This is a genomic window from Citrobacter sp. TBCP-5362, assembly GCF_005406305.1.
GTDB classification, from domain to species: domain Bacteria; phylum Pseudomonadota; class Gammaproteobacteria; order Enterobacterales; family Enterobacteriaceae; genus Citrobacter_B; species Citrobacter_B koseri.
In genome coordinates this window covers 3,623,140-3,636,864 of the sequence record NZ_CP040234.1, presented here as the reverse complement: position 1 = coordinate 3,636,864, position 13,725 = coordinate 3,623,140, and the positions used below count along the sequence as shown (strand labels likewise).

The 13,725-nt window shown below is 53.4% G+C and carries 11 protein-coding genes; all 11 read left to right on the top strand.

Annotated elements, in window-relative coordinates; translation table 11 throughout:
- Window positions 1-16: 16 nt before the first annotated feature.
- The 11 genes from ispU to dnaE all read left to right on the top strand — a co-directional run bounded on the left by ispU (window position 17) and on the right by dnaE (window position 13,718).
- Window positions 17-775 (top strand): (2E,6E)-farnesyl-diphosphate-specific ditrans,polycis-undecaprenyl-diphosphate synthase, encoded by a 759-nt coding sequence (gene ispU / locus FD428_RS17380; RefSeq protein ID WP_024130686.1) that lies wholly within the window; start codon window positions 17-19, stop codon window positions 773-775.
- A gap of 12 nt (window positions 776-787) precedes the next feature.
- On the top strand, window positions 788-1,645 hold the full coding sequence (cdsA, locus tag FD428_RS17375; protein ID WP_012133982.1) for a phosphatidate cytidylyltransferase: 858 nt from the start codon (window positions 788-790) through the stop codon (window positions 1,643-1,645).
- 11 nt (window positions 1,646-1,656) lie between these two features.
- On the top strand, window positions 1,657-3,009 hold the full coding sequence (rseP, locus tag FD428_RS17370; RefSeq protein ID WP_012133981.1) for a sigma E protease regulator RseP: 1,353 nt from the start codon (window positions 1,657-1,659) through the stop codon (window positions 3,007-3,009).
- 31 nt (window positions 3,010-3,040) lie between these two features.
- Entirely contained in the window at window positions 3,041-5,470 is a 2,430-nt protein-coding gene (gene bamA / locus FD428_RS17365) for an outer membrane protein assembly factor BamA (RefSeq protein ID WP_012133980.1), read from the top strand.
- Window positions 5,471-5,592: 122 nt separating this feature from the next.
- The gene (gene skp / locus FD428_RS17360) at window positions 5,593-6,078 is read left to right on the top strand and encodes a molecular chaperone Skp (protein WP_024130685.1); all 486 of its coding nucleotides are present in this window, start codon (window positions 5,593-5,595) and stop codon (window positions 6,076-6,078) included.
- A gap of 3 nt (window positions 6,079-6,081) precedes the next feature.
- Window positions 6,082-7,107, top strand: a complete 1,026-nt coding sequence (lpxD, locus tag FD428_RS17355) for a UDP-3-O-(3-hydroxymyristoyl)glucosamine N-acyltransferase (RefSeq protein ID WP_114847936.1) — start codon at window positions 6,082-6,084, stop codon at window positions 7,105-7,107.
- A gap of 103 nt (window positions 7,108-7,210) precedes the next feature.
- Window positions 7,211-7,666, top strand: coding sequence for a 3-hydroxyacyl-ACP dehydratase FabZ (gene fabZ / locus FD428_RS17350; RefSeq protein ID WP_003018528.1), 456 nt, complete (start codon window positions 7,211-7,213; stop codon window positions 7,664-7,666).
- Between the two features lie 3 nt (window positions 7,667-7,669).
- Complete coding sequence (gene lpxA, locus FD428_RS17345; RefSeq protein ID WP_114847935.1) at window positions 7,670-8,458, top strand: acyl-ACP--UDP-N-acetylglucosamine O-acyltransferase; 789 nt, start codon at window positions 7,670-7,672, stop codon at window positions 8,456-8,458.
- Window positions 8,458-9,606, top strand: coding sequence for a lipid-A-disaccharide synthase (gene lpxB / locus FD428_RS17340; protein WP_047458808.1), 1,149 nt, complete (start codon window positions 8,458-8,460; stop codon window positions 9,604-9,606). The genes lpxA and lpxB overlap by 1 nt, the downstream gene beginning before the upstream one ends.
- On the top strand, window positions 9,603-10,199 hold the full coding sequence (gene rnhB / locus FD428_RS17335; protein ID WP_012133974.1) for a ribonuclease HII: 597 nt from the start codon (window positions 9,603-9,605) through the stop codon (window positions 10,197-10,199). Before lpxB ends, rnhB begins: the two co-directional genes overlap by 4 nt.
- A gap of 36 nt (window positions 10,200-10,235) precedes the next feature.
- Complete coding sequence (gene dnaE / locus FD428_RS17330) at window positions 10,236-13,718, top strand: DNA polymerase III subunit alpha (protein WP_024130683.1); 3,483 nt, start codon at window positions 10,236-10,238, stop codon at window positions 13,716-13,718.
- Window positions 13,719-13,725: the final 7 nt, after the last annotated feature.

The window sequence follows — 13,725 nt, the reverse complement described above, 5'->3', positions numbered from 1 at the left end:
GGACTAAAAACGCGTTATGTTGTCTGCAACTCAACCACTAAGCGAAAATTTGCCAGCACATGGCTGTCGCCATGTAGCAATCATTATGGATGGCAATGGCCGCTGGGCGAAAAAGCAAGGGAAGATTCGCGCCTTTGGGCATAAGGCCGGAGCAAAATCCGTCCGTCGGGCCGTATCTTTCGCTGCCAACAACGGTATTGATGCGTTAACGCTGTATGCCTTTAGCAGTGAGAACTGGAACCGACCAGCGCAGGAAGTGAGTGCGTTAATGGAGCTGTTCGTGTGGGCGCTGGATAGCGAAGTAAAAAGCCTGCATCGCCATAACGTTCGCCTGCGCATTATTGGCGACACCAGTCGATTTAACTCGCGTTTGCAAGACCGTATTCGCAAGTCTGAAGCGCTTACCGCCCAGAATACCGGGCTGACGCTGAATATCGCGGCGAATTATGGCGGACGTTGGGATATTGTCCAGGGAGTCAGGCAACTGGCAGAACAGGTGCAGGAAGGACTGCTGCGCCCTGATCAGATTGACGAAGAGATGCTAAACCAGAAAATCTGTATGCATGAACTGGCTCCTGTAGATTTAGTAATTAGGACTGGGGGAGAGCATCGCATTAGTAACTTTTTGCTTTGGCAAATTGCCTATGCCGAACTTTACTTTACTGATGTTCTTTGGCCCGATTTCGATGAACAAGACTTTGAAGGGGCGCTGCATGCCTTTGCCAATCGAGAGCGTCGTTTCGGCGGCACCGAGCCCGGTGATGAAAAAGCCTGATGGGGGTCGCTTTTGCTGAAGTATCGCCTGATTTCTGCTTTTGTTTTAATACCCGTTGTCATCGCGGCGCTTTTTTTACTCCCGCCGGTGGGGTTCGCCATTGTCACGCTGGTCGTTTGTATGCTGGCCGCCTGGGAATGGGGACAGTTAAGCGGTTTTACCACGCGTACTCAGCGGGTCTGGCTGGCGGTGCTGTGCGGGTTATTGCTGGCGCTGATGCTGTTTTTGCTGCCTGAATATCACCGCAACATTCATCAACCGCTTGTTGAGGTTTCGCTTTGGGCGTCGTTGGGCTGGTGGGTCGTTGCATTATTACTGGTGTTATTTTATCCCGGTTCGGCGGCGATCTGGCGTAATTCAAAGACATTACGCGTAATTTTCGGGGTGTTAACCATCATTCCTTTTTTTTGGGGAATGCTGGCGCTGCGCGCCTGGCACTATGATGAGAATCATTACAGTGGCGCCATATGGCTGCTCTATGTCATGATCCTCGTCTGGGGGGCAGACTCCGGGGCATATATGTTTGGCAAACTGTTCGGCAAACATAAACTTGCGCCAAAGGTTTCTCCTGGTAAAACCTGGCAGGGCTTTATTGGCGGACTCGCGACTGCCGCCGTGATTTCATGGGGTTACGGCATGTGGGCGAATCTGGATGTTGCGCCTTCAACCTTACTGATTTGTTCTGTCATCGCGGCCCTGGCGTCAGTGCTGGGCGATCTGACTGAGAGCATGTTTAAGCGTGAAGCAGGAATTAAGGACAGTGGTCACTTGATCCCAGGGCATGGTGGTATTCTGGATCGTATTGATAGCCTGACGGCGGCAGTACCGGTCTTTGCTTGCCTGTTGTTACTGGTATTCAGGACACTCTAACGGAAGGTTTTATGCTGAGTATTCTCTGGAATCTGGCTGCATTCATCGTCGCACTGGGTGTGCTTATCACCGTGCATGAATTTGGTCATTTCTGGGTTGCCCGGCGCTGCGGTGTTCGTGTCGAGCGCTTTTCTATCGGTTTTGGGAAAGCGCTTTGGCGGCGTACCGATCGATACGGTACGGAATATGTGATCGCCATGATTCCCCTCGGCGGTTACGTCAAAATGCTGGATGAGCGCGCTGAGCCGGTTGTGCCGGAACTGCGCCACCACGCTTTCAACAATAAAACCGTGGGACAGCGGGCGGCGATTATCGCCGCAGGTCCGATTGCAAATTTTCTTTTCGCTATTTTTGCCTACTGGCTGGTTTTTATCATCGGCGTCCCTGGCGTTCGTCCGGTGGTTGGTGAAATAACACCCAACTCGATTGCCGCCCAGGCGCAAATTCTTCCTGGTACGGAACTTAAAGCCATTGATGGCATCGAAACCCCTGATTGGGATGCGGTGCGCTTACAGCTGGTGTCCAAAATCGGCGATGAGCGTACGACAATCAGCGTGGCGCCGTTCGGCAGTAATCAGCGCCAGGATAAAACGTTAGATTTGCGCCACTGGGCATTTGAGCCAGACAAAGAAGATCCTGTATCTTCTTTAGGGATTCGGCCGCGTGGTCCACAGATCGAACCGGTGCTGTCAGAAGTGCAGGCGAACTCCGCTGCAAGTAAGGCGGGTTTGCAAGCAGGCGACAGGATCGTTAAAGTCGATGGTCAGTCGTTAACGCAATGGATGACGTTTGTGACGCTTGTGCGCAACAATCCAGATAAGCCGTTAGCGCTGGAAATTGAAAGGCAGGGGAGTTCCTTGTCTTTGACGTTAATCCCGGATACAAAGCCGGTTAACGGAAAGGCAGAAGGTTTTGCGGGTGTTGTGCCTAAAATTATTCCTCTGCCGGATGAGTACAAGACTGTACGCCAGTATGGGCCATTCAGCGCCATCCTCGAAGCCACGGACAAGACGTGGCAGTTGATGAAGCTGACGGTCAGTATGCTGGGAAAATTGATAACCGGTGATGTGAAACTGAACAACCTCAGTGGGCCGATTTCTATCGCTCAGGGGGCTGGGATGTCAGCGGAATTTGGGGGCATTTATTACCTGATGTTTCTTGCGCTTATCAGCGTGAACTTAGGGATAATCAACCTGTTTCCGCTGCCCGTTCTTGACGGGGGGCATCTGCTGTTCCTGGCGATTGAAAAGCTGAAGGGCGGGCCGGTATCCGAGCGGGTTCAAGACTTTAGTTACCGCATTGGCGCGATTTTGCTGGTGTTGTTAATGGGGCTTGCACTTTTCAATGATTTCTCTCGGTTGTAAGAGAGTTAGTTAGGAAGAACGCATAATAACGATGGCGATGAAAAAGTTGCTCATAGCGTCGCTGCTGTTTAGCAGCGCCACCGTATACGGTGCTGAAGGGTTCGTGGTGAAGGACATTCATTTCGAAGGCCTACAGCGAGTCGCCGTTGGTGCGGCCCTCCTCAGTATGCCGGTGCGCACAGGCGACACGGTTAATGATGAAGATATCAGTAATACCATTCGTGCTCTGTTCGCCACTGGCAACTTCGAGGATGTCCGCGTCCTGCGCGATGGTGATACGCTTCTGGTTCAGGTAAAAGAACGTCCGACGATTGCCAGCATCACTTTCTCCGGTAACAAATCGGTGAAAGATGACATGCTAAAGCAGAACCTTGAGGCGTCTGGCGTGCGTGTTGGCGAATCACTGGATCGCACCACGCTCTCTGATATCGAAAAAGGACTGGAAGACTTCTACTACAGCGTTGGTAAATACAGCGCCAGCGTAAAAGCGGTCGTCACGCCGTTGCCGCGTAACCGTGTGGACCTCAAACTGGTGTTCCAGGAGGGTGTATCGGCGAAGATCCAACAGATCAATATCGTCGGCAACCATGCCTTCAGCACTGACGAACTCATTTCTCACTTCCAACTGCGCGACGAAGTGCCGTGGTGGAACGTCGTGGGCGATCGTAAATACCAGAAACAGAAACTGGCTGGCGACCTTGAGACGCTGCGCAGCTACTATCTGGATCGCGGTTATGCCCGTTTCAACATCGATTCGACGCAGGTCAGCCTGACGCCGGATAAGAAAGGCATCTACATCACCGTTAATATCACCGAAGGCGATCAGTACAAGCTTTCCGGTGTGCAGGTGAGCGGTAACCTGGCTGGACACTCCGCCGAGATTGAGAACCTGACGAAGATCGAACCAGGCGAACTCTATAACGGTACCAAAGTGACCAAAATGGAAGACGACATCAAGAAACTTCTTGGTCGTTATGGCTATGCCTACCCGCGCGTGCAGTCGCAGCCTGAAATCAACGATGCCGACAAAACCGTTAAATTACGTGTGAACGTTGATGCGGGTAACCGTTTCTACGTGCGTAAGATCCGTTTTGAAGGCAACGACACCTCGAAAGATTCCGTCCTGCGTCGCGAAATGCGCCAGATGGAAGGGGCATGGTTAGGCAGCGATCTGGTCGATCAGGGTAAAGAGCGTCTGAACCGTCTGGGTTACTTCGAAACCGTCGATACCGACACGCAGCGCGTTCCGGGCAGCCCGGACCAGGTTGACGTCGTCTATAAAGTGAAAGAGCGTAACACCGGTAGCTTTAACTTCGGTATTGGTTACGGCACAGAAAGCGGCGTGAGCTTCCAGGCGGGCGTTCAGCAGGATAACTGGTTAGGTACGGGTTATTCCGTGGGTATTAACGGGACCAAAAACGACTACCAGACCTATACTGAACTGTCTGTCACTAACCCATACTTCACCGTTGATGGCGTCAGCCTCGGCGGCCGTATCTTCTATAATGACTTCCAGGCAGATGATGCGGATCTGTCCGACTATACCAACAAAAGTTATGGTACAGACGTTACGCTGGGCTTCCCGATTAACGAGTACAACACGCTGCGTGCAGGTTTAGGTTATGTACATAACTCCCTGTCCAACATGCAGCCGCAGGTTGCCATGTGGCGTTACCTGAACTCGATGGGTGAATATCCGTCCAATACGAATGACCGCAACTCATTCAGCGCTAACGACTTCACCTTCAACTACGGTTGGACTTATAACAAGCTGGACCGTGGCTTCTTCCCGACGGAAGGTACGCGTGTCAACCTGAATGGTAAAGTGACCATCCCGGGCTCTGATAACGAATACTACAAAGCGACGCTGGATACCGCGACCTATGTGCCGATCGATGACGATCACAAATGGGTGGTTCTGGGTCGTACTCGTTGGGGTTATGGTGACGGTATTGGCGGCAAAGAGATGCCGTTCTATGAGAACTTCTATGCCGGTGGCTCAAGCACCGTGCGTGGCTTCCAGTCCAATACTATCGGTCCAAAAGCGGTGTACTACCCGGCGAGCAGCCGTCATGACGGTGATGACGACTACGATAACGATTGTAAGAGCACTGAAACTGCGCCATGTAAGTCTGATGACGCAGTAGGCGGTAACGCTATGGCTGTCGCCAGCCTCGAATTCATCACCCCGACGCCGTTTATTAGCGACAAGTACGCTAACTCGGTTCGTACCTCCTTCTTCTGGGACGTAGGTACTGTCTGGGATACGAACTGGGATTCGAACGCGTATGCCGGTTACCCGGACTACAGCGATCCGAGTAATATCCGTATGTCTGCTGGTATCGCATTACAATGGATGTCCCCATTGGGGCCGTTGGTCTTCTCCTACGCCCAGCCGTTCAAAAAGTACGATGGAGACAAATCGGAACAGTTCCAGTTTAACATTGGTAAGACCTGGTAATTGTTCTGTGCAACGGAATGTAATGGTAGTGTAGCGATGACTTTTGGCGATCTCGTCTGAGATCGCCTGGCCACGCAAAGAACTGTGCCTGCGGGCACAAATGGGATGGTAAGGAGTTTATTGTGAAAAAGTGGTTATTAGCTGCAGGTCTCGGTTTAGCGATGGTAACGTCCGCACAGGCTGCTGACAAAATTGCGATCGTTAATATGGGTAGCCTGTTCCAACAGGTCGCACAGAAGACGGGTGTTTCTAACACGCTGGAAAACGAGTTCAAAGGCCGTGCCAGCGAATTGCAGCGTATGGAAACCGATCTGCAATCTAAAATGCAGCGTTTGCAGTCCATGAAAGCAGGTAGCGAACGTACTAAGCTGGAAAAAGACGTGATGGCTCAACGCCAGACTTTCTCTCAGAAAGCCCAGGCTTTTGAACAGGATCGCGCGCGTCGTTCCAACGAAGAGCGTGGCAAACTGGTTACCCGTATCCAGACTGCTGTGAAATCCGTTGCTAACAGCCAGAGCATCGATCTGGTCGTTGATGCCAACACCGTTGCTTATAACAGCAGCGACGTGAAAGACATCACTGCTGACGTACTGAAACAGGTTAAATAAGTAATGCCTTCAATTCGACTGGCTGATTTAGCAGAGCAGTTGGATGCAGAATTACACGGTGATGGCGATATCGTCATCACCGGCGTTGCGTCCATGCAATCTGCGCAAACAGGCCACATCACGTTCATGGTGAATCCTAAATACCGTGAACACTTAGGCGTATGCCAGGCTTCTGCCGTTGTCATGACGCAGGACGATCTTCCTTTTGCTAAGAGTGCAGCGCTGGTAGTGAAGAACCCCTACCTGACGTATGCGCGAATGGCGCAAATTTTAGATACCACGCCGCAGCCAGCGCAGAATATTGCACCGAGTGCAGCGATCGATGCGACAGCGATGCTGGGTAACAATGTTTCAGTTGGCGCGAATGCGGTCATTGAGTCTGGCGTAGAACTGGGCGATAACGTGATTATCGGCGCAGGTTGCTTCGTCGGGAAAAACACAAAAATCGGTGCAGGTTCGCGTCTGTGGGCGAATGTAACGATTTACCACGACATTCAGATCGGTGAGAATTGCCTGATCCAGTCGAGCACTGTCGTCGGCGCAGACGGTTTTGGTTACGCTAACGATCGGGGTAACTGGGTGAAGATCCCGCAGCTTGGTCGCGTCATTATTGGCGATCGTGTTGAGATCGGCGCCTGTACGACGATTGACCGTGGCGCGCTGGATGACACTGTGATCGGCAACGGCGTTATCATTGATAACCAGTGCCAGATTGCACATAACGTTGTGATTGGCGACAATACGGCGGTTGCCGGTGGCGTCATTATGGCGGGCAGCCTGAAGATTGGCCGTTACTGCATGATTGGCGGGGCCAGCGTGATTAACGGGCATATGGAAATATGCGATAAAGTCACGGTGACGGGTATGGGGATGGTCATGCGTCCTATCACTGAGCCTGGCGTCTATTCTTCAGGCATTCCGTTGCAGCCTAACAAAGTATGGCGTAAAACCGCTGCACTGGTGATGAACATTGATGATATGAGCAAGCGTCTCAAAGCGATTGAGCGCAAGGTTAATCAACAAGACTAGCGTTCCACCTGTAGTGCCATCCTTTTACGGCCTGTCACATTCATATGATTGCGGCAGGCCGTGTTATTATTGCCTTTTAGTATATTTGGACAGGAAGAGTATTTTGACTACTAACACTCATACTCTGCATATTGAAGAGATTTTAGAACTTCTGCCGCACCGTTTTCCGTTTTTGCTGGTTGACCGTGTGCTGGACTTTGAAGAAGGTCGTTTTCTGCGCGCAGTGAAGAATGTCTCCGTAAATGAGCCTTTCTTCCAGGGCCATTTCCCGGGTAAACCGATTTTTCCGGGTGTGCTGATTCTGGAAGCGATGGCGCAGGCAACAGGGATTCTGGCGTTTAAAAGCGTTGGAAAACTGGAGCCGGGTGAACTGTATTACTTCGCGGGTATTGACGAAGCGCGCTTTAAGCGTCCTGTCGTGCCTGGCGATCAGATGATCATGGAAGTGACTTTCGAGAAAACGCGCCGTGGCCTGACCCGCTTTAAAGGGGTTGCTCTGGTCGATGGCAAAGTTGTGTGCGAAGCAACCATGATGTGTGCTCGTAGCCGGGAGGCCTGATACGTGATTGATAAATCCGCCTTTATTCATCCAACCGCCATTGTGGAAGACGGCGCCTGTATTGGCGCTAATGTTCATATTGGTCCTTTTTGTATTGTTGGACCCCATGTCGAAATTGGTGAGGGTACCGTACTGAAGTCTCACGTTGTCGTGAATGGCCATACAAAAATTGGTCGCGATAACGAGATTTATCAGTTCGTCTCCATCGGTGAAGTAAACCAGGATCTGAAATATGCTGGCGAGCCGACCCGTGTGGAAATTGGCGATCGTAACCGCATTCGCGAAAGCGTCACCATTCATCGTGGCACAGTGCAGGGTGGTGGGTTGACGAAGGTGGGCAGCGATAACTTACTGATGATCAATGCCCATGTGGCGCACGATTGTACAGTAGGCAACCGCTGTATTCTGGCCAATAACGCTACGCTTGCGGGCCACGTTTCGCTGGATGATTTTGTCATCATCGGCGGCATGACCGCAGTGCACCAGTTCTGCACCATTGGCGCGCATGTGATGGTTGGCGGCTGTTCTGGCGTTGCCCAGGACGTTCCGCCGTACGTTATTGCTCAGGGCAATCACGCGACGCCGTTTGGCGTCAACATCGAAGGGCTGAAGCGTCGCGGTTTCACCCGCGAAGCGATCACCGCGATCCGCAACGCTTACAAAGCGTTGTACCGCAGCGGCAAAACGCTGGATGAAGCTAAACCGGAAATTGCCGAACTGGCGAAGCAGTACCCGGAAGTGCAACTCTTTAGCGATTTCTTTGCCCGCTCAACGCGCGGTCTGATTCGTTAATGGCGGAACAGCGTCCCTTAACGATAGCCCTGGTCGCCGGAGAAACCTCCGGCGATATTCTTGGTGCAGGCTTAATTCGCGCGCTGAAGACGCGTGTGCCCAACGCGCGTTTCGTCGGCGTGGCGGGGCCGCGTATGCAGGCTGAAGGCTGCGAAGCCTGGTATGAGATGGAAGAGCTGGCGGTAATGGGCATTGTTGAAGTGCTTGGTCGCCTGCGTCGCTTATTGCATATTCGTGCCGATTTGACCCGCCGCTTTACCGAGCTTCAGCCGGATGTTTTTGTCGGCATTGATGCGCCGGACTTCAATATCACCCTTGAAGGCAACCTGAAAAAGCAGGGCATAAAAACCATCCATTATGTCAGTCCGTCCGTCTGGGCGTGGCGACAGAAACGCGTTTTCAAAATAGGCAGATCCACCAATATGGTGCTGGCTTTTCTGCCTTTCGAAAAAGCGTTTTACGACAAGTTTAACGTGCCATGCCGTTTTATCGGGCATACGATGGCGGACGCTATGCCGCTGGACCCGGATAAAAACGCCGCGCGTGATGTGCTGGGAATCTCGCATGATGCACACTGCCTGGCGCTACTGCCCGGTAGCCGTGGCGCGGAAGTGGAGATGCTCAGCGCGGATTTCCTGAAAACCGCGCAGCTGCTGCGTCAGACCTATCCTGACCTTGAAGTTGTCGTACCGCTGGTGAACGCCAAACGCCGCGAGCAGTTTGAGCGCATTAAAGCTGAGGTTGCGCCGGAGCTTTCCGTGCATCTGCTCGACGGAATGGGACGTGAAGCGATGGTGGCCAGCGACGCCGCATTGCTGGCGTCTGGTACGGCGGCGCTGGAGTGTATGCTGGCGAAATGCCCGATGGTGGTGGGGTATCGGATGAAACCCTTTACCTTCTGGCTGGCGAAGCGCCTGGTAAAGACCGATTATGTTTCGCTGCCTAATCTGCTGGCGGGAAGAGAATTAGTCAAAGAGCTGTTGCAGGAAGAGTGTGAGCCGCATGCGCTTGCAGAGGCCTTGCTGCCGCTGCTGGCGAATGGCAAAACCAGCCATGCGATGCATGACACCTTCCGCGAGTTGCACCAGCAAATCCGTTGCAATGCCGATGAGCAAGCGGCGGACGCTGTCCTGGAGTTAGCACAATGATCGAATTTGTTTATCCGCATACGCAGTTGGTCGCGGGTGTGGATGAAGTTGGACGCGGCCCGCTGGTCGGCGCGGTGGTGACGGCCGCTGTGATCCTCGATCCGGCTCGCCCAATCGTGGGTCTCAATGATTCCAAGAAGCTCTCAGAAAAGCGCCGTCTGGCGCTGTATGATGAAATCAAAGAAAAAGCGTTAAGCTGGAGTCTGGGACGCGCGGAACCTCATGAAATTGATGAGCTAAATATTTTGCACGCCACGATGCTGGCGATGCAGCGCGCCGTTGCCGGTTTGCATATTGCGCCGGAATATGTGCTGATTGACGGCAACCGCTGTCCGGCACTGCCCGTGCCCTCTATGGCGGTGGTGAAAGGCGACAGCCGTGTGGCCGAGATCAGCGCGGCATCTATTATTGCGAAAGTGACGCGCGATGCCGAAATGGCGGCGCTGGACGGTATTTTCCCACAGTATGGTTTTGCCCAGCACAAAGGGTATCCGACCGCTTTTCATCTGGCGGCGCTTGCTGAACATGGTGCGACGGAGCATCATCGACGTAGTTTTGCTCCTGTCAAACGCGCCCTGGGACTTGCGTCCTGATTCTTGTGTCGAGATTAAGTAAACGGGAATCTGAAGATGTCTGAACCACGTTTCGTCCACCTGCGGGTGCACAGCGACTACTCCATGATCGATGGGCTGGCGAAAACCGGGCCGCTGGTAAAAAAGGCGGCCGCGTTAGGCATGCCTGCGCTGGCGATCACCGATTTTACCAACCTTTGCGGTCTGGTGAAGTTCTACGGAACGGGCCACGGCGCAGGGATTAAGCCCATTGTCGGCGCTGATTTCCATGTTCGCGGCACCCCGCTGGGAGATGAACTCTGCCAGTTGACCGTGCTGGCGGCAAATAATACGGGCTATCAGAATCTTACTCTGTTGATCTCAAAAGCCTATCAGCGTGGCTACGGCGCAGAAGGGCCGGTGATCGACAGGGAATGGCTGACTGAATTAAAAGACGGTCTGATTTTGCTTTCCGGTGGCCGGATGGGCGATGTGGGCCGCAGTTTGTTGCGCGGCAACAGTGCGCTGGTGGACGAATGCGTCGCCTTCTATGAAGAACATTTCTCCGACCGCTACTATCTGGAGCTGATCCGCACGGGTCGGCAGGATGAGGAAACGTATCTGCATGCGGCGGTTGAGCTGGCGGAAACGCGTGGCTTGCCGGTTGTCGCAACGAATGATGTCCGCTTTATTAACAGCGAGGACTTTGACGCGCACGAAATCCGCGTGGCTATTCACGATGGTTTTACGCTCGACGATCCTAAACGCCCGCGTAACTATTCGCCGCAGCAATATATGCGTAGCGAAGACGAGATGTGCGAACTGTTCTCCGACATCCCGGAAGCGCTGGAAAACAGCGTTGAGATTGCCAAACGCTGTAACGTGACCGTCCGTCTGGGCGAATACTTCCTGCCGCAGTTTCCAACGGGGGACATGACCACCGAAGACTTCCTGGTCAAGAAATCGAAAGAGGGTCTGGAAGAACGTCTCGAATTCCTGTTCCCTGACGAAGCGGTGCGTAAAGAGAAGCGTCCCCCCTATGACGAACGTCTGGACATTGAACTTCAGGTTATTAACCAGATGGGGTTCCCAGGCTACTTCCTCATCGTGATGGAGTTTATCCAGTGGTCGAAAGATAACGGCGTACCGGTAGGGCCGGGGCGCGGTTCCGGTGCGGGGTCGCTGGTGGCCTATGCGCTGAAAATTACCGACCTTGATCCGCTGGAATTCGACCTGCTGTTCGAACGTTTCCTTAACCCGGAACGTGTCTCCATGCCTGACTTCGACGTTGACTTCTGTATGGAGAAACGCGACCAGGTTATCGAACACGTAGCGGATATGTACGGCCGCGATGCGGTATCTCAGATTATTACCTTCGGTACGATGGCGGCGAAAGCGGTTATCCGCGATGTGGGGCGCGTGCTGGGGCACCCATATGGTTTCGTGGATCGTATCTCGAAGCTGGTGCCGCCTGACCCAGGCATGACGCTGGCGAAAGCGTTTGAGGCGGAACCGCAACTGCCGGAAATTTACGAGGCGGATGAGGAAGTTAAAGCGTTGATCGATATGGCGCGCAAGCTGGAAGGCGTCACGCGTAACGCCGGTAAGCACGCCGGTGGCGTGGTTATCGCGCCGACCAAAATCACCGATTTTGCGCCGCTGTACTGTGATGAGGCCGGCCAGCACCCGGTAACGCAGTTTGATAAAAATGACGTGGAATACGCAGGGCTGGTCAAATTCGACTTCCTGGGGCTGCGCACGCTCACCATCATTAACTGGGCGCTGGAGATGATCAACGCCCGCCGCGAGAAGAATGGCGAACCGCCGTTGGATATCGCGGCGATCCCGCTGGATGACAAGAAAAGCTTCGACATGCTGCAACGCTCGGAAACCACGGCGGTCTTCCAGCTTGAATCCCGCGGCATGAAAGATCTGATTAAGCGTCTGCAACCTGACTGCTTCGAAGATATGATCGCGCTGGTGGCGTTGTTCCGCCCCGGCCCGTTGCAGTCGGGTATGGTGGATAACTTCATCGACCGTAAGCATGGCCGTGAAGAGATTTCCTATCCAGACGTGCAATGGCAGCATGAAAGCCTGAAACCCGTACTGGAGCCGACCTACGGCATCATCCTGTACCAGGAACAGGTTATGCAGATTGCCCAGGTGCTTTCCGGTTACACCCTTGGCGGCGCGGATATGCTGCGTCGTGCGATGGGTAAGAAAAAGCCGGAAGAGATGGCGAAACAGCGTTCCGTCTTTGAAGAGGGCGCCAGAAAGAACGGCATCGACGGCGAGCTGGCGATAAAAATCTTCGACCTGGTGGAAAAGTTCGCCGGGTACGGGTTTAACAAATCGCACTCTGCCGCCTATGCGCTGGTGTCTTACCAGACGCTGTGGCTGAAAGCGCACTACCCGGCAGAGTTTATGGCGGCGGTAATGACCGCCGATATGGACAACACCGAAAAAGTGGTCGGTCTGGTGGATGAATGCTGGCGCATGGGGCTTAAAATCCTGCCGCCGGATATCAACTCAGGACTGTATCACTTCCACGTTAACGACGACGGCGAAATTGTTTACGGCATCGGCGCGATCAAAGGCGTGGGTGAAGGCCCGATTGAAGCTATCATCGAGGCGCGCAATAAAGACGGTTACTTCCGCGAGCTGTTTGATTTATGCGCCCGCACGGACACGAAAAAGCTCAACCGCCGGGTACTGGAAAAACTGATTATGTCCGGGGCGTTTGACCGCCTTGGGCCGCACCGTGCCGCGCTGATGAACTCGCTGGGCGACGCGCTGAAAGCCGCCGATCAGCATGCCAAAGCGGAAGCGATCGGGCAGGCGGATATGTTTGGCGTACTGGCGGAAGAGCCGGAACAAATTGAACAATCCTATGCCAGCTGCCAGCCGTGGCCGGAACAGGTGGTGCTGGACGGGGAACGTGAAACGTTGGGGCTTTACCTGACGGGACACCCTATCAATCAGTATTTAAAAGAAATTGAGCGCTATGTCGGAGGCTACCGGCTGAAAGACATGCATCCGACAGAACGTGGTAAAGTCACCACGGCTGCGGGGCTCGTGATTGCTGCAAGGGTTATGGTCACCAAGCGCGGCAATCGTATCGGCATCTGTACGCTGGATGACCGCTCTGGACGTCTGGAAGTTATGCTGTTTACCGACGCTCTGGATAAATATCAGCAATTGCTGGAAAAAGACCGCATACTTATCGTCAGCGGACAGGTCAGCTTTGATGACTTCAGCGGCGGGCTTAAAATGATGGCCCGTGAAGTCATGGATATTGACGAAGCCCGGGAAAAATATGCTCGCGGGCTTGCTATCTCGCTGACGGACAGGCAAATTGATGACCAGCTTTTAAACCGACTCCGTCAGTCTCTGGAACCCCACCGCTCGGGGACAATTCCAGTACATCTCTACTATCAGAGGGCGGATGCACGCGCGCGGTTGCGTTTTGGCGCGACGTGGCGTGTCTCTCCGAGCGATCGTTTGCTAAACGATCTCCGTGGCCTCATTGGTTCGGAGCAGGTGGAACTGGAGTTTGACTAATACAGGA